Genomic DNA, 15863 nt, shown 5'->3' with positions numbered 1-15863 from the left:
CCGCAGGTGGATGGACGGACGCAGCCCGCCCCTACTTCCCTTTCTTGAAGGCAAAAAACCGCTGGCCGAAATAGTTCAAAATGGTGTACAGCCCCATGCCCCCCAGCTTGGTGAGCCGTTCCCGCCAAACCGCGTCCAGGGGCGTAAAGCCCAGAATCAGCCCGCCCAAAGGCTGGGCGATGCCGTAGGCCAGGACGTAGCACACCGCCACATTGAGGGCAAACTTCACCGCCGACCGGCCGAAGGCCTCCTCGCTCTTGAAGGTGAACCGCCGGTTGAGGAAAAAGCTCATCACCGCCCCGGCCACGTAGGCGATGGCGGTGGAGGGCCAGTAGCCCAAGTCCTCCAGGGCAAACATGAGCACCATGGAGAGGAGGGTGTTCCCCACTCCCACCAGCAGGAACTTGGGGATGGAGGCGTCGATGAGCTTACTCATCGTCCAGCACCTCCCGGATGAGGAACCGGGGCCGGGCCTTTGTCTCCAGGTAGATTTTCCCGATGTACTCTCCGATGACCCCCAGGGACAGCAGGATGAGCCCCCCGATGGCCCACACTGAGCAGATCACGCTGGCCCAGCCCGCCACCGTCATGCCCAGGGCCCACTTGACAACGAAGGTGATGAGCATGATGATGGAGATCAGGAAAATAAGGAAGCCCAGCCCTGTGATGAACCGGATGGGCTTGGTGGACAGGCTGGTGATGCCCTCCATGGCAAAGGAGAGCATCTTCTTCAGCGGATACTTGCTCTCCCCGGCGAACCGCTCCCCCCGCTCATACTCCACTGTCCCGGCGGTGTAGCCGATCATGGGCACGATGCCCCGGAGGAAGAGGTTCACCTCCTTGAACTCCGCCAGCCCTTCCAGCGCCCGCTTGGACATCAGCCGGTAGTCGGCGTGGTTGAATACGGTCTCCGCCCCTAGAAAGTTCATCACCCGGTAAAACCCCTCGGCGGTGAACCGCTTGAAAAAGGTGTCCTTCTTCCGGGACGAGCGCACGCCGTAGACGATGTCGCAGCCGGCATAGTACTTGTCCACCATGGCATCCACCGCGTCCACGTCGTCCTGGAGGTCGGCGTCCATAGAGATGGCCATGTCGCACTTGTCCCTGGCCGTCATCAGCCCCGCCAGCAGGGCGTTTTGGTGCCCCCGGTTCCGGGACAGGTCCACCCCGGAAAACACCGGGTCCTGGGCGTGAAGGCCCTCGATAAGCGGCCAGGTCTTATCCTTGGAGCCGTCGTTGACGAAGAGGATACGGCTCTTCTCCGAGATCGTCCCAGCGGCCATGAGGCTGTCCAGCTTCTCCTTGAGCCTGCGGGAAGTCTCGGGCAAAACCTCCTCCTCATTGTAGCAGGGGACCACGATGTATAAGATATCCTTCACAGGGTACAACTCCCTCTTTGGTGTATTGGTTTTATTATACACTTCTTGGACGAAAAAGGGAACCTGCCGGTTCCCTTTTCACCGCCTTTCATCTGGAAACGCCGTCCTCTCCCCTGGTCATTTTTTCAAGGCCGTGGTAAAATGAACACAATTCTTTCTCAGGAGGAAACATTATGCGGCGGGAACATATCACCCTGGGCGGCGTCCCGGCTCTTCTGTGGGGGCCGCCCGCGGAGCGGGTCTTTCTCTATGTACACGGCCAGGGCGGCAGCAAGGAGGAGGCCGCCTCTTTCAGCGGCGCCGCCTGCCCCCGGGGCTGGCAGGTGTTGAGCGTCGACCTGCCCGGCCACGGGGAGCGGGCAGAGGAGACGGATTCTTTTGACCCCTGGCACACGGTCCCCGAGCTGCGGCGGGTGATGGATCACGTCGGCACGAATTGGGCCGCGGCCGCTCTCTACGCCAACAGCATCGGCGCCTGGTTCAGCATGCTGGCCATGCAGGACAGGAACCTGGAACGCTGCCTCTTTGTCTCCCCTATTCTGGACATGACCAGGCTCATTCAAACCATGATGGGCTGGGCGGGCGTCACGGAGGAGCGCCTGAAGGCCGAGGGGACCATCCCCACCGATTTCGGTCAGACCTTATCCTGGGACTACCTGACCTACGCCAGGGAACACCCCATCGTCCACTGGCCCTTCCCCACCAGCATCCTCTACGCCGGACACGACCACCTGACGGACCGGGCAGCGGTGGAGGATTTCGCCCGCCGCTTCTCCTGCCGTCTCACCGTCATGGAACAGGGCGAACACTGGTTCCACACCCCGGAACAGCTGGATGTTTTGGAGCGGTGGACGCTGGAACAATTTTAACGAAGGCCCCTAAGGGAAAAACTGGGCTGTCAGCTTAAACTGACAGCCCAGTTTCATTCCAGCAGCTCCCGCAGTCTCGCCATGGCCTTGCGTTCGATCCGGGAGACCTGGACCTGGCTCACACCCAGGATGCGGGCCGTCTTGTCCTGGGTAAGGCCCCGGAAATACCGCAGGGCCACCACCTGGCCCTCCCGGTCTGGCAGGCTCTTCACCGCTTCCCGGAGGGCCAGCTTTTCCAGGACGCCCTCTTCCATCCCCTCGTCCCCCACCAGCTGTTCCAGGGTGAGGCCCTCCCCCAGGTCCATCTGAAGGGAGGCCACGGGGGCGTTGGCGGTCTCGGCGGCGGCGATCTCTTCCGCCTCCAGCCCCGTCTCCTCCGCCAGCTCGGAGAGGGTGGGCTCCCGCCCCAAATCATTTTGCAGCCTGTCCCTGGCCTGCCGGATGCTGCCCCCCCGCTCCCGCAGGCCACGGCTCACCTTTACGGTGCCGTCGTCCCGGAGGAAGCGGCGGATCTCACCGGCGATCTTGGGCACGGCATAGGTGGAGAACTGACAGCCGAAGGCCGGGTCAAAGCCCCGCACCGCCTTCACAAAGCCCAGGCACCCCAGCTGGTAGAGGTCCTCCGGGTCCACCCCCCTGCCGAAGTACCGCCGCGCCACGCTCCAGATCAGGCCGGCGTTCTCCTCCAGGAGCCGGGCGCAGGCGTCGTTGTCCCCCTCCCGGGCCGCTTCCAGCAGAGACAGGGTCTCCGCGCTCACGCTCCCAGCCGCCGGGAGATGCGGCGGCGCATCGTCACGGTGGTGCCCTTTCCAGGGGCGGAACGCACCTTCATCTGGTCCATGAAGCTCTCCATGATGGTAAAGCCCATGCCGGAGCGGTCGGCTCCACCGGTGGTGTAGAGGGGCGTCCGCGCCTGCTCCACGTCGGCGATGCCCACCCCCGTATCCTTCACCACGATCTCCAGGCTGTTGTCGGGGAAGAGCCGCAGCCGCAGGGTCACGGTGCCCAAAGTGTCCGGGTAGGCATGGACGATGCAGTTGGTCACCGCCTCGCTGACGGCGGTCTTGATATCGTTGACCTCATCCAGGGTGGGGTCCAGCTGGGCGGCGAAGCAGGCCGCTGCCGTCCGGGCAAAGCCCTCGTTGGCCGAACGGCTGAGGAAGGTCAATTTGGCCTCGTTGATGGGTTTCATATGTACGTCCTCCTTATTCCTGAAAGGGGATCAGCTTGTCGATCCCGGCGGCTTTCAGCACCTTGGCCGCCTGGGGCGGCACGTTCCGCACCGTCATGACGCCCCCCAGCTGGCTCATCCGCCGCCAGGTCCGCAGCACCACCGCGATGCCGGAACTGTCCATAAAGCTCACGCCCCCCAGGTCCAGCGTCAGGCTCCGGGGCAGGGCGGTATCCACCCGCCGGCCCAATTCCTCCATGAGCTGACGGGCGGCGTGATGGTCTACCTCGCCCTCTACCCGGACAGTCAGGGCCCGTCCTTCTTCCGCGCAGGTCACCGGCATTTGGGTCTCCTCCTCTTCGTAAAAAACAAAAAAATCGCTGTATCCTTGTTCGGATACAGCGATTATAGCGCGTCTGAATTGTAGATTCTGTCAGAATATGGATTCAAATTGGGTAAAGACCCATTTCTCGCCCACTTTCTGGTAGGGGAAGGAATAGGTCTCCTGGCCCACCACCGTGCTGGTGAGCATGTCCTCGCTCCACTCCACCACTTCCACGGTGGCCTGTACGGTACAGCCGACGGGGGCGGCCTCCTCGGGCCAGAGCACGATCAGGGTGACCCCTCCCTTGGTGATGTCGGCTCCCCGGGCCCCCTCCTGGACATAGAGGGCCCCGTCCAGATCCACATACTGGGTCCCTCCGGTGGGTAAAAGGGCATCCACCAGCTCGTCTGAAAAGAGGCTCTTCAAATAGCCCCGCAGGTTGTCCAACGTGGCGAAACGGGGATCGGCCACACGGGTGTAGACGATCCCGTCCACCTCCCGCTGGTCAGTCTGATCCCCGGGCAGGGTGGCCATCACGAACCAGTTGTAGGCCTCCGCCGCCTGGCGGTAGGCCAGCAGCACCGCCTCGTCCGAGGGCACGTCCGGCGGCTCCGGCGAAGGGGTGGGCTCCGCCTGGAGGGTCGGTTCCGGCGTGGTGACGACGGGAGCGCCGGCGGTGGGGCGCACCGGTTTTTCCGTCTCCTCCGGGCTCTCGGCCAGCGGCGTCTGCGTGGGCCGGACCGTGACCATCACGGTGGGGACCGCCGGCAGAGCGGACGAGGCCGCGGCAGGCGGCGTCTCTTCCGCCGCCCGGGGGCCGCACCCGGACAGGGCCACTGCCAAAACGGCGGAGAGCAGGATCCATTTTTTCTTCATGAGCAGCGCCCCTCCTTCAGGCGGATACACCGCGCCTTGTACGCTATTGTATCCGTCCCCGGGCCAAAGCACAACAACAAATGTGTGACAAAATTGTTCAAATTTGTTCTTTTTCTCCGCTTAGGACAAAGAAGCGGCAGATTCCTCCAATTTCGTCATCAATGCCCGCAGGGTGTCGGCCCGCTCCCGTTCGGCGGCCACCACGCTCTCAGGCGCCTTGCTGAGGAAGGCGGGGTTGGACAGCTTGCTCTCCAGACCGGCCAGAGCCTTTTTCTTCTGCTCCAGCTCCTTCTGGATGCGGGCCTTCTCCTTCTCCAGGTCCACCAGCTCGGCCATGGGCATGAACACCCGGGCCACGGGGGTGACCACGCTGGTCATCCCCTTCTCACCCTCGGGGGCTTCGGTCACGCCCACCACGGTCACCTCGCTGGCGTAGGCCAGCCGCTTCAGCAGGGGGATGCCCTGGGTGAACACGTCCATCTCCCCGGTGGAGACGGTGAGGTGGGCCTTCTTGGAGGGGGGCACGTTGAGCTCGGCCCGCTTGCCCCGGACGGCCCGGATGGCGTCGATGAGCAGGTCCACGGCCTTCTCCTCCGCGGGGAACTCCAGCTCGGCGCGGCGCTCGGGCCACTTCTGGAGCATCAGGTAATCCCCCTCGTGAGGAAGGGCCTGCCAGATCTCCTCGGTGAGGAAGGGCATAAAGGGGTGAAGAAGCTTCAAGGTTTCGGTGAGCACGTAGCAAAGCACCTGCTGGGCCTGTTCCTTGGCCCCCTGGTCCTCCCCCTGGAGCCGCGCCTTGGTGAACTCGATATACCAGTCGCAGTAGTCGTCCCAGATGAAGTCGTAGACCTTCTGGGCGGCCACCCCCAGCTCGTAGCTGTCCATGTTGGTGGTCATGTCGGGGATGAGGTCGTTAAGCTTGGACAAGATCCACTTGTCCTCGTTGGTCAGCTCCTTCGGCATCTCCACGTGGTCGATGGTCAGGTTCATCTGGACAAACCGGCTGGCGTTCCAGATCTTGTTGGCGAAATTCCGCATGGCCTCGCACCGCTCGGGGAGGAAGCGCATGTCATTTCCGGGGGAATTGCCGGTGACCAGGTTGAACCGCAGGGCGTCCGCGCCGTATTCCTCGGCCACCACCAGGGGGTCCACCCCGTTACCCAGAGACTTGGACATCTTCCGCCCCTTGTCGTCCCGCACCAGGCCGTGGATGAGCACCGTGTGGAAGGGCGGCTTCCCCGTGTGCTCGCACCCGGAGAAGATCATCCGGGCCACCCAGAAGAAGATGATGTCGTAGCCGGTGACCAGCACGTCGGTGGGGTAGAAATACTTGAAGTCCTCGGTTTCCTCGGGCCAGCCCAGGGTGGAGAAAGGCCACAGGGCGGAGGAGAACCAGGTGTCCAGCACGTCCTCCTCCTGATGGATGTGCTTGCCGTGGCAGTGGGCGCACTCGGTGGGGTCGGTCTCGGAAACCGTCATCTCCCCGCAGTCGTCGCACTGCCAGGCGGGGATGCGGTGCCCCCACCAAAGCTGCCGGGAGATGCACCAGTCCCGCACGTTCTCCATCCAGTTGATATAGGTCTTGGAGAACCGGTCGGGGACGAACTTGGTCTCCCCGTCCTTCACCACCCGCAGGGCCTCTTTCGCCAAAGGCTCCATCTTTACGAACCACTGGGCGGAGATGAGGGGCTCCACGTCGTTGTGGCAGCGGTAGCAGGTGCCCACGTTGTGCTGGTGGGGCTCCACCTTCACAAGGTAGCCCTGCTCCTCCAGATCGGCCACGATGGCCTTCCGGGCCTCGTAGCGGTCCATGCCGGAGTACCGGCCGTAGCCCTCCACGACCTTCCCGTTGTCGTCCAGCACCCGGATGGTCTCCAAATGCTGCCGCAGGCCCACCTCGAAGTCGTTGGGGTCGTGGGCGGGGGTCATCTTCACGCAGCCGGTGCCAAAGGACATGTCCACGTACTCGTCGGCCACGATGGGCATCTCCCGGCCCACCAGGGGCAGAACGCAGGTCTTGCCCACAATGTCCTTGTACCGCTCGTCGGCGGGGTTCACGGCCACGCCGGTGTCCCCCAGCATGGTCTCAGGCCGGGTGGTGGCCACGATGACCCAGCGGTCCTTCTCCCCCTGGATGGGGTAGCGGATGTGCCACAGGTGCCCGGGCTTGTCCTTGTACTCCACCTCGGCGTCGGAGAGGGCGGTGACGCAGTGGGGGCACCAGTTGATGATGCGGGAGCCCTTGTAGATAAGCCCCTTGTTGTAAAGGCTCACGAACACGTGCCGCACGGCCTTGCTGAGCCCCTCGTCCATGGTGAACCGGGACCGGGACCAGTCGCAGGACACGCCCAGCTTCTTCTGCTGCTCCACGATGCGGGCGCCGTACTTGGCCTTCCAGTCCCACACCCGCTCCAAAAACTTCTCCCGGCCCAGGTCGTAGCGGGTCAGGCCCTCGTTCTCCCGGAGAGCCTCCTCCACCTTGATCTGGGTGGCGATGCCGGCGTGGTCGGTGCCGGGGACCCACAGCGCGGCGTAGCCCTCCATGCGCTTGAACCGGGTCAGGATGTCCTGAAGGGTGCAGTCCATGGCGTGGCCCATGTGGAGCTGCCCGGTGACGTTGGGGGGCGGCATGACGATGGTAAAGGGCTTTTTATCGGGGTCCCTGTGCCCCTCGAAGCAGCCGCCCTTCTCCCACATCTCGTAAATGCGCCGCTCCACCTCCTGGGGTTCATATGCCTTCGGCAATTCCTTTGCCATATCGGTTCACTCCTGTCTTAAATCTTCACGAAGGGGATGTCCTTCCCCGTCTTTTCTTTGATAAATTCCCCGAACTGGGCCAGGGTGCCGGTGAGGAAGCCCTTTTTGTCCAGGATATATCCGGCCCCCTTGTGCAGGAAGAGGACGAAGTAGTCCTCCGTCTCCGCCAGGTCCCGGAACTCGCCGTATTGGTGGACCACCTTCTCCGTGCCGCCCTGGGCCACCATGCTGGCGTCGTCAAAGTAAAACTTCTGCTCGAACTCGGCGGGGAGCCGCCGGGCAGTCTTGAAGGTCAGATAGCGGTACCAGTTGACGCCCCAGACAAAGGCCAGCATGCTGAGGGCAATGCCCAGGACCGCTCCGGCCCCTCCCCGGGCGACGCTCAAGGCCGCGCCGCTGGCCGTGAGCCCCAGCAGACCGAATCCGATCAGCCCCCAGTGGAGGGCCGTCATTTTCACCTTCTGCACCGTCTTGCCCGCGATCTTCTGATAGGCCATGATCTCTGTGGTGCCCAGGTTAGTTTTTACCAGAAACTCCATGTTCAACCTCCTCAGCGAACCTCTGTGATCTCTTTCCCTAATTTCTCCGTGAGCCAAACGCCCAGCGCCGCCGGGTCCCCGGCGGTCACGGCACACTCGGGCAGAATCACGCCGTGCTTCTTGTCCAAAAAGAGCAGGTACCGCCCCCGGCAGTGAAAACCGCCGATAAAGGCCCCGTAGGGGTAGAACGCCTCCCCCTTCAGGCTTTGCTCCAGCAGCCCGTCCTCCTCCAGGGTCACGGTGATCTCACCGGTGTCCTTCAGCAGAAGCCGCCGGGAGGCCCAGGCGTTGATCCGGTCATACCAGATGGTCAGCGCCAGGATCACCAGCCCCAGCAGCAGGTCCAGGAAACCCGTGAACACTTCTCCCAGATACAGCAAAAAAATGCCAAGAGGCACGCACAGCGCGCACAAGAAGAACCCAAACCCCCGGCTGATCCTGGCAGGCCACCGCCGGTAGGTTTTTCTCACAACCCGGTTGAGCACCAGCAGGTCCTCAAAGGCATAGGTCAGTTTAAACTGAAAGCGCATATTGTCCCTCCCCGCAAAAAACGCCCTGAGGCCTCTCGGCCTCAGGGCGAATCAAATCCGCGGTACCACCTGAATTCGGGCGCAAAACGCCCGCGCTCTGCCCGTAACGTGGGATACGTCCGGCCTTACTCCATTCAGGCCGACGGCTCCGGGGCGACTTCCGCGACAGGGTCACGGGACCTTGCACCAACCGGTCCCTCTCTCCGCTTCCCCTGGGGCGTACTGCTCCCCTTCTCTGCCTTTGAACTTGTCTAGTATATGTGAAAGATGCCAAAAAGTCAAGGGATGGGTTCTTCCTCCCCCGCCCTCTCCCTTTTTCGCAGAAAGGAAAGCTTGGTTTCGGAGCAAACTACCGCCACGAAGATCAGGGCAAATCCGGCCAGCAGCCGGGGAGTCACCGGGTCGCCGTAGCAGATCACCGAGAACAATACGCCGAACACCGACTCCAAAGACAGGATGATGGCCGCCGAGGAGGGATCAGACCAGACCTGACCCACGTTTTGAAACAGCAGGGCCACGGTGGTGCAGACCGCCGTGAGATAAACCATCTGGAGCACCAGGTCGGGGCTGAGGATGGCGGCGGAGGGAAGCTCCTGGAACAAAAACCCGCCGATCCAGGCGAAGAGGGCGGCAAAGGCGAATTGAAACACCGTCAGCAGATAGATGTCCTTCCCGGGGGAGACCTTGGCCACCGCCACGATATGGGAGGCATAGAACAGCGCCCCCACCAGGGTCAGCGCGTCCCCGGCGGTGATGCGGAAGCCCCCGTTCAGGGACACCAGCCCCACCCCGGTCACACAGAGGACCGCCGCCAGGATGTTCCAGCGGTCCGGCCGCCGCTTGGCCACCAGCCAGTAGAGGAAGGGCACCAGCACGCAGTAGACCGCCGTCAGAAAGGCGTTGTTGGAGGGCGTGGTCCACATGATGCCGAAGGTCTGCACCGAGTAGGCCGTGAAGAGGAACCCGCCGATGACGGCCCCCCGCCACAGATAGTCCGGGGTAAATTCCTTCCACTTTTTCCAGCAGATCAGGGCCAGCAGCACCGCCCCGCCGGTGAAACGGATGGCCAGGAGAAAGAAGGTGGGGATCATGTCCACGGCCCCCTTCATGATGAAGAAGGAGGAGCCCCAGATGAGGGCCGCGGCGAAGAGCATGGGCTTCGCCAAACGGCGCATGGTGGTCTCGTTCAAGATTGTCACAGCCCTTTCGGTATGATAGAATAACACAAATGAGGTGGCATAATGGAAAAACTGACTTCCGATTTTTTCGACCGGGACACGGTGACCGTGGCCCGGGAGCTTCTGGGAAAACATCTGGTCCGGGTCTGGGGCGGCGTGCCCCTCACGGTGCGGATCACCGAGACCGAGGCCTACGTGGGCCGGTCGGACAAGGCCTGCCATGCTTACGGCTATAAGCGGACCAAGCGGACCGAAACCCTCTTCGCCCCGCCGGGGACGGCCTATATCTATTTCATCTACGGTATGTACCACTGCCTCAACTTCGTCACCGAGGCCGAGGGGGAGCCCGCCGCCGTCCTTATCCGGGCCGGTGAGCCGGTCTCCCAGGCCGACGCCGACGCTATTTCCGTCAAGCGGTTTGGCTGTACAGTCCATGAAATGTCGGCCTACCAGAGGAAAAATTTCCTCAACGGGCCGGGAAAACTCTGTAAAGGACTTTCTCTTACCACCGAGCAGAACGGCCTCTCCCTCTCGGGAGACGAGCTGTATCTGCTGGACAGCGGGGAGCGGCCCGAAACGATCCATACGGGCCGGCGGATCGGCATCGACTACGCCGAGGAGGCGGCAGATTTTCCCTGGCGGTTCTATTTATAGAACCGCCAATGCCGCTTATGCGGCGGAGCGGGGGCGGAATTTCCTTCCGCCCCACGATACTTCAAACTTTTAAGGCCCCCACGGGGCCTGCCCTGTGGGGAGGTTTTATCTATGATCTTTTTCGACCTGGACGGCACCCTCATCGACTCCAACGGCGTCTGGCTCCAAGTGGACGAGGCGTTCCTCTCCAAGCGGGGCCTGGTCTCCACACCGGAGTACATCCAGATGGTGAGCCACTCCATCTTCCCGGCGGCCGCCCGGTTCACGAAGGAACACTATGGCCTGGAGGAGAACCCGGAGGACATCATGGAGGAGTGGCGGGACAGGGCCTATGACGCCTACGCCCGCACCATCCCCCTGAAGCCGGGGGCGCTGGAGCTGCTGGAGGCCTTCCGGGCCAAGGGGGAGCCCATGGCCCTCCTCACCGCCTCCCTCCCCGAGCTGTGCCGGGCCGCCCTGGCCCACCACGGTCTGGAGGGCTACTTCCAGGGTCTCTTCTTTGCCCAGGAGGCGGGCCTGGAGAAACGTGACCCGGCGGTCTATCCCATGGCGGCGGAGCGGTTCGGCGTCCCCCCCGGCCGCTGCGTCCTCTTCGAGGACGCCCCCGACAACTGCGCCGCCGCCACAAAGTCCGGCTTCACCGTGGTGGGCGTCTACGACGACTTTTACGCCGGACGCTGGGTCGACGTGGTGGAGAACAGCCGGATCGCGGTACGGACTTTGGAGGGCTTTACCCCCTACATAGATTCTCTCACAGCTTTTCCATATACTGAGCGGCGGACTTGAGCATCAGCTTCTTGGTGCCCACGTTGTCAAAGGCCACCTCCACCAGCGCGTCCCCTCCCATCTTCATGATGGAGAGGATCATGCCCTTGCCGAAGGCCTTGTGCCGGACCATCTCCCCCTTCTGAAAATCGGGGAGGGGCGCGGCGGGAGGACGGGCGTTGATCCCGGGAAGCTTGACCGGTGGGACCTTGGGCGCCGCCGGGGCGGTGTACCCCTTATCATAGCCCACAGAAGGCCTGCCGGAGGCGTATCCGCCCACCGGGGGCCTTTTTTCACCCCCGCCGTACGTCTCCCGCTCGGGCCGCCAGTCGCTCTCGGTGAGCCGCCCTTCATAGCCCATGGACAGGGGGTTGCGCCCGGAGCGCTCCACCCGCTCGGGGGGGATCTCCCCCAAAAACCGGGAGGGCCGGTTGGCGGAGGTGCGGCCGTAGAGCATCCGCTGGGCGGCGCAGGTCATGTGGAGCCGCTGCTTGGCCCGGGTCATGGCCACGTAGCACAGCCGCCGCTCCTCCTCCATCTCCTCCTCGTCCCCGATGGCCCGCATCCCGGGGAAAATGCCCTCCTCCATGCCCACGGCAAAGACCACGGGAAATTCCAGACCCTTGGCCGAGTGCATGGTCATCATGACGCAGCAGTCCTCGCTGGGGTCGTGGTTGTCCAGGTCGGTATAGAGGGCGATCTCATCCAAAAAGCCGGAGAGGCTCGGCTCCTCGGCGTTTTCCAGATAGCTCTGAATGGAGGAGCCCAGCTCCCGCACATTCTCCAGCCGGGTGCGGTCCTCCACCGTGTCCTTGGCCTCCAGGGCCACGGCGTAGCCGCTGTCGGCGCAGAGGACCTCGTAGAACTGGGTGAGGGGCATCTCCCCCGCCGCCTTCCGAAGGCCCCGAATCAGCTCGGCGAAGGCCCCCAACTTAGCGGCGGCCTTTTGGAGGTCGGGATAGCGGCGTGCGTCGCTCACCACCTCCCAGAGGGACAGGCCGTTTCGGGCCGCCAAAATCTGGGCTGTCTCCACGGTCTTAGCCCCGATGCCCCGGGGCGGGTTGTTGATGATACGCTGGAGCCGCAGGTCGTCGCCGGGGTTGTTGACCACGCACAGGTAAGCCAGCATATCCTTGACCTCCGCCCGGTCGAAGAACCGGGTGCCACCGATGATGCGGTAGGGCACGCCGTTGCGCTTCATGGCCATTTCCAGCTCCCGGGATTGGGCGTTCATCCGGTAGAGGATGGCGAAATCCTTCCAGCGGCAGCCCTCGGAGAACCCGGCCAAGATCTGGGCGGCCACGTACTGGGCCTCGTCGTCCTGGTTCATGGCGGTATAGACCTGGACCTTGTCCCCCGCCCCCTGGTCGGTCCACAGCTCCTTCCCCTTCCGGCCCTGGTTGTTGCGGATGACGGCGTTGGACGCCTCCAGGATGTTCTGAGTGGAGCGGTAGTTCTGCTCCAGCCGGATGGTGCGGCAGCCGTGATACTGGTTTTCAAAGGAGAGGATGTTCTCGATGGTGGCCCCCCGGAAGCGGTAGATGGACTGGTCGTCGTCGCCCACCACGCAGAAGTTCTCGTAGCCCCCCGCCAGGGTGGAGGCCAGCTGGTATTGGAGGTTGTTGGTGTCCTGGTACTCGTCCACCAGCACGTAGCGGAACTTCCGCTGGTAGTAGGTCCGCACCTCCTCGTCCTGCCGAAGGAGCAGGACGGTGCGGAGGATGAGGTCGTCGAAGTCCAGGGCGTTGGCGGCCTTGAGCCGCTTTTCGTACTCGGTATATACCTGGGCAATGCGCTGAAGCCGGTAATCCCCCGACTTGGCGCACTCCTCGGCGTAGTCCCGGGCCAGCTTCATGGCGTCCTTGGCCCTGGATATGTAGCCCAGAATGGACTTGGGCGGAAAGGCCTTCTCGTCCATTCGCAGATCCTTCATGGCGTCCTTTACCACCCGTTCGGCGTCGGCGGAATCGTAAATGGTGAAGGAGGTGTCGTACCCCAGCTTGTCGATGTCCCGGCGGAGGATGCGGGAGCAGGCCGAGTGGAAGGTGGAGGCCCAGATATCGTTGGCCGAGGGGCCCAGCATCCGCTCCAGCCGATCCTTGAGCTCCCCGGCAGCCTTGTTGGTGAAGGTGATGGCCAGGATGGACCAGGGCACGGCGGGGTCTACCTTGCAAAGCTGCTCCGCCCGCGCCCGCCCCTCTTCCGTGGGGTGGGCGGCGTAGTCCTCCAAAAAGGCCAGATCCTCCGCCGTGACCCAGCCGGGCACCTCGTCGCAGTCGGAGCCACGGCCGTATTTCATCAGGTTGGCCACCCGGTTGATGAGGACGGTGGTCTTTCCGCTCCCCGCCCCCGCCAGCAGCAGGAGGGGACCCTCGGTGGCCAGCACCGCCCTGCGCTGCTCCGGGTTCAGGTGGGAGAACTCCCCCTCGATGGCCGTTCGCCTCGCCTTACAAAATCGCAGTTCTTCGCTTCCTTGCAGCATAATGTTCTCCTATCCCTCTTTTTTCACAGTGGTCTTATTTTATTACAGAACCGGCCCCAGGTCAACGGCGGGTTTGTCTCTCAGGGGGCGGCAGTATCTAAAATCATGCCGCTTTTAGGCTTTTCCGCGGGGGGTAGGAGGGCCGCAGACCGGAACCCCCTTCTTTCCTCCTAACTTCCCCTCATCCGGCCCCTGCGGGGCCACCTTCCCCCAGGGGAAGGCTTTTATTTTTAACTTTTCCTCCGTATAGGGCTCCGGCAATCTCAAATCTTTTGATAAAGGGAATACAAAGGCCGGGCCCCCGCATTGATCCGCGTGGGGGCCCGGCCTTCACATTTCTATTCAGGCGTGGATAACGGTTCCGCTTTCGCCCTTCATGGCGAGGGGAGCCTTCTCCAGGGAGGCGATGACCGCGTGGCGGCCGGGGCCGGACTGGGCGAAGGAGATGGCGGCCTGGACCTTGGGGAGCATGGAGCCGGGGGCGAAATGGCCCTCGTCGCAATACTGTTGGGCCTGGGCCACCGTCAGTTCCTTCAGGTCTTCCTGCTCCGGGGTGCCGAAGCGGATGGCCACCCGGTCCACGGCAGTGAGGATGAAGAGGTAGTCCGCCCCCACCAGCTCGGCCAGCTTGGCCGAGGCGAAGTCCTTGTCGATGACGGCGGGCACCGGCTCGTAGTCCCCGTCCCCCTTCTTCACCACGGGGACCCCGCCGCCGCCGCAGGCGATGACGATGAACTCGTGGTCCAGCAGGTTCAGGATGGACTCCTTCTCCACGATGTCCACCGGCTTGGGGGAGGCCACCATCTGCCGCCAGCCCCGGCCGGAGTCCTCGGCGAAGGTCAGGTCGGGGTTGGCCGCCATCAGCTCCCGGGCGGTCTTTTCGTCGTAGAAAGCGCCGATAGGCTTGGTGGGCTTCTGGAAGGCGGGGTCGTCCCTGTCCACCACCACCTGGGTGACCACGGTGGCGGCGTACCAGGGCATGCCCTCCTTCCGCACCTCCCGGAGGATGGCGTTTTGCAGATGGGCGCCGATATAGCCCTGGCTCATGGCGGTGCACTCGGGCAGGGCCATGGAGGCCACCTTGGCCCCCGCCTCGGCGGCGGTGTCGAAGGCCAGCTTGATCATGCCCACCTGTGGGCCGTTGCCGTGGCTGACGATGATCTCATGGCCCTGCTTGATGAGGCCGATGAGGGAGGGGGCCGCCTCGTTGAGGCGGGCCATCTGCTCCCGCGGTGTATTCCCCAGGGCGTTGCCCCCCAGGGCGATGACGATGCGTGACATGGGCCTCTCCCCTCTCAGCAGCCGCAGCCGCAGCTGTAATCGCCGTCGAAAATCTCGTCCATGAACTCCTCCAGTTCCTCCCGGACGGCCTCCTGCTGAAGCTGGGAGCCGGCGTGCTGGTAGCGGGTGAAATACACCAGCAGGCCCCGCATGGCGGTGAGGCGGTTCTCCGCCTCGTCCCAGCAGATGGAGGCGGCGGAGTCGATCACCTCGTCGGTGACGTCCTCTCCCCGGGTGGCGGGCAGGCAGTGCATGAACTTGCAGTCCAGGGCCCCCAGCTGCATCAGCTCCCGGTTGACCTGGTAGTCGTGGAAGGTCTTCACCCGCTCCTCCTTGGGGGTCTCGCTCTCGTAGAGGCCGTACCAGACGTCGGTATAGATGAAGTCGGCGCCACGGACGCTCTCCCGGTCGTCGGTGACCTGCCAGGTGCCGCCGGACATTTTGCAGTTGGCCTCCAGGATGGCCTTGTGCTCCTCATTGAGCTGGTTGCCCTTGGGGCCGTAGTGGACGAAGTTCATACCCAGCTTGGTGGTGATGAAGCCCAGGGAGGCGCACACCTGGGTGCCGTCGCCCACGAAGACCACCTTGCACTCCTCCAGCTTCTTGTTGGAGGGCAGGTGCTCGATGATGGTGCACATGTCGCCGATCTCCTGGGTGGGGTGGTTGTAGTCGGACATGCCGTTGATGACGGGCACGGAGCAGGCGTTGGCCAGGGCCACGATGCTCTTGTGCTCGATGACACGGGCCATAACGATGTCGCACAGCCGGGAGAGGACCTTGCCGGTGTCCTCGATGGTCTCGTGCCCGCCCAGCTGGATCATGCCGGGGCCGAGGTACTGGGCGTGGCCGCCCAGCTGCTCCATGGCGGTCTCGAAGGACACGCGGGTGCGGGTGGAGGACTGCTGGAAAATCATGCCCAGGGTCTTGCGGCGCATGAGGGGGGGGTAGTAGCCCGCCTTGATGCACTTCTTGATCTTCAGGGACAGGTGGATGATGTCCAGCAGCTCCTGCTTGGTGAAGTCGTTGGTGTCGATAAAATTGCGAACCATAATAAATA

Annotated in this window: 16 protein-coding genes and 1 other annotated feature; of the genes, 3 read left to right on the top strand and 13 right to left on the bottom strand. The window is 63.3% G+C overall.

Annotation, left to right across the window (positions count from 1 at the left end):
• Positions 1 to 31 precede the first annotated feature (31 nt).
• On the bottom strand, positions 32 to 436 hold the full coding sequence (locus tag AAEU42_RS13000) for a GtrA family protein (RefSeq protein ID WP_342233993.1): 405 nt from the start codon (positions 434 to 436) through the stop codon (positions 32 to 34).
• Positions 429 to 1379 (bottom strand): glycosyltransferase family 2 protein, encoded by a 951-nt coding sequence (locus AAEU42_RS12995; RefSeq protein ID WP_342233992.1) that lies wholly within the window; start codon positions 1377 to 1379, stop codon positions 429 to 431. Before AAEU42_RS12995 ends, AAEU42_RS13000 begins: the two co-directional genes overlap by 8 nt.
• Positions 1380 to 1552: 173 nt before the next feature.
• Between AAEU42_RS12995 and AAEU42_RS12990 the strand changes: the two genes are divergently transcribed.
• On the top strand, positions 1553 to 2248 hold the full coding sequence (locus tag AAEU42_RS12990; protein ID WP_342233991.1) for an alpha/beta hydrolase: 696 nt from the start codon (positions 1553 to 1555) through the stop codon (positions 2246 to 2248).
• Positions 2249 to 2301: 53 nt separating this feature from the next.
• Here AAEU42_RS12990 and AAEU42_RS12985 read toward each other — a convergent pair whose 3' ends face one another.
• From AAEU42_RS12985 to AAEU42_RS12950, 8 genes are all read right to left on the bottom strand, one after another.
• Positions 2302 to 3006 (bottom strand): sigma-70 family RNA polymerase sigma factor, encoded by a 705-nt coding sequence (locus AAEU42_RS12985; RefSeq protein WP_342233990.1) that lies wholly within the window; start codon positions 3004 to 3006, stop codon positions 2302 to 2304.
• Positions 3003 to 3440, bottom strand: a complete 438-nt coding sequence (gene spoIIAB / locus AAEU42_RS12980; protein WP_342233989.1) for an anti-sigma F factor — start codon at positions 3438 to 3440, stop codon at positions 3003 to 3005. Before spoIIAB ends, AAEU42_RS12985 begins: the two co-directional genes overlap by 4 nt.
• A 13-nt stretch (positions 3441 to 3453) precedes the next feature.
• Positions 3454 to 3762, bottom strand: coding sequence for an STAS domain-containing protein (locus AAEU42_RS12975; protein WP_342233988.1), 309 nt, complete (start codon positions 3760 to 3762; stop codon positions 3454 to 3456).
• A 90-nt stretch (positions 3763 to 3852) separates the two neighbouring features.
• On the bottom strand, positions 3853 to 4620 hold the full coding sequence (locus AAEU42_RS12970; protein ID WP_342233987.1) for a hypothetical protein: 768 nt from the start codon (positions 4618 to 4620) through the stop codon (positions 3853 to 3855).
• Positions 4621 to 4740: 120 nt separating this feature from the next.
• Positions 4741 to 7377 (bottom strand): valine--tRNA ligase, encoded by a 2637-nt coding sequence (locus tag AAEU42_RS12965; protein WP_342233986.1) that lies wholly within the window; start codon positions 7375 to 7377, stop codon positions 4741 to 4743.
• 17 nt (positions 7378 to 7394) lie between these two features.
• Entirely contained in the window at positions 7395 to 7916 is a 522-nt protein-coding gene (locus tag AAEU42_RS12960; protein ID WP_342233985.1) for a YcxB family protein, read from the bottom strand.
• A gap of 11 nt (positions 7917 to 7927) precedes the next feature.
• On the bottom strand, positions 7928 to 8446 hold the full coding sequence (locus AAEU42_RS12955; protein ID WP_342233984.1) for a hypothetical protein: 519 nt from the start codon (positions 8444 to 8446) through the stop codon (positions 7928 to 7930).
• Positions 8447 to 8485: 39 nt separating this feature from the next.
• Positions 8486 to 8691, bottom strand: a binding site (T-box leader).
• Between the two features lie 33 nt (positions 8692 to 8724).
• The gene (locus AAEU42_RS12950; RefSeq protein WP_342233983.1) at positions 8725 to 9645 is read right to left on the bottom strand and encodes a DMT family transporter; all 921 of its coding nucleotides are present in this window, start codon (positions 9643 to 9645) and stop codon (positions 8725 to 8727) included.
• 42 nt (positions 9646 to 9687) lie between these two features.
• On the opposite strand from AAEU42_RS12950, the gene AAEU42_RS12945 reads away from it, so the two are divergent.
• Both AAEU42_RS12945 and AAEU42_RS12940 read left to right on the top strand, forming a co-directional pair.
• A complete protein-coding gene (locus AAEU42_RS12945) occupies positions 9688 to 10278 on the top strand; it encodes a DNA-3-methyladenine glycosylase (protein WP_342233982.1) in 591 nt (196 codons plus the stop codon).
• Between the two features lie 111 nt (positions 10279 to 10389).
• Positions 10390 to 11064 (top strand): HAD family hydrolase, encoded by a 675-nt coding sequence (locus AAEU42_RS12940; protein WP_342233981.1) that lies wholly within the window; start codon positions 10390 to 10392, stop codon positions 11062 to 11064.
• Here the strand turns inward: AAEU42_RS12940 and AAEU42_RS12935 are convergent.
• The 3 genes from AAEU42_RS12935 to ptcA all read right to left on the bottom strand — a co-directional run bounded on the left by AAEU42_RS12935 (position 11030) and on the right by ptcA (position 15855).
• Complete coding sequence (locus AAEU42_RS12935; RefSeq protein ID WP_342233980.1) at positions 11030 to 13525, bottom strand: ATP-dependent helicase; 2496 nt, start codon at positions 13523 to 13525, stop codon at positions 11030 to 11032. The genes AAEU42_RS12940 and AAEU42_RS12935 overlap by 35 nt on opposite strands.
• A gap of 342 nt (positions 13526 to 13867) precedes the next feature.
• The gene (gene arcC, locus AAEU42_RS12930; protein ID WP_342233979.1) at positions 13868 to 14806 is read right to left on the bottom strand and encodes a carbamate kinase; all 939 of its coding nucleotides are present in this window, start codon (positions 14804 to 14806) and stop codon (positions 13868 to 13870) included.
• A gap of 14 nt (positions 14807 to 14820) precedes the next feature.
• Positions 14821 to 15855: a putrescine carbamoyltransferase gene (gene ptcA, locus AAEU42_RS12925; protein WP_342233978.1), complete on the bottom strand. Its 1035-nt coding sequence runs from the start codon at positions 15853 to 15855 to the stop codon at positions 14821 to 14823.
• Between the last annotated feature and the right edge of the window lie 8 nt (positions 15856 to 15863).

This window comes from Pseudoflavonifractor phocaeensis (genome assembly GCF_038439875.1).
Taxonomy (GTDB): Bacteria; Bacillota; Clostridia; order Oscillospirales; family Oscillospiraceae; genus Vermiculatibacterium.
This window is presented reverse-complemented; position numbering and strand designations above follow the sequence as displayed.